Source organism: Dellaglioa sp. CoH-57-MRSF-20 (genome assembly GCF_056781955.1).
In genome coordinates this window covers 1-277 of the sequence record NZ_JBXAXV010000250.1, presented here as the reverse complement: position 1 = coordinate 277, position 277 = coordinate 1, and the positions used below count along the sequence as shown (strand labels likewise).

The following is a 277-nucleotide window of genomic DNA, read 5'->3' as shown; positions in this document are numbered from 1 at the left end:
ACTTGACGCGCGTAACGTTGATAAGCAGATGTGTCGCGCCGGCCACTTCGCCTTCTTCGCCGAGTGTTAGCTCCTTGCAGAAGACTTCCGGCCCCTCGCCAATCTTGCCGGACGATGCGAACGCCCAAATCCGTGCCGATAACGTACGACGAGGATCAGCCTTTTCGTAGCGATCCATCGTCTCGTTGCCCAACAGCAATGCACCGTTCGTCGCGTCGATCAACGCTAGGCCCACGGGCGCCGTCCGGATCAAGGTTCGGTTCAATTGCTCGCTGTC

General features: G+C 58.8%; 1 protein-coding gene. It reads right to left on the bottom strand.

Going from position 1 to position 277, the window contains the following annotated elements; genetic code table 11:
• Window positions 1-277: hypothetical protein (locus AC1RPN_RS08950; protein WP_481763837.1), on the bottom strand; the 277-nt coding region annotated here is incomplete at both ends.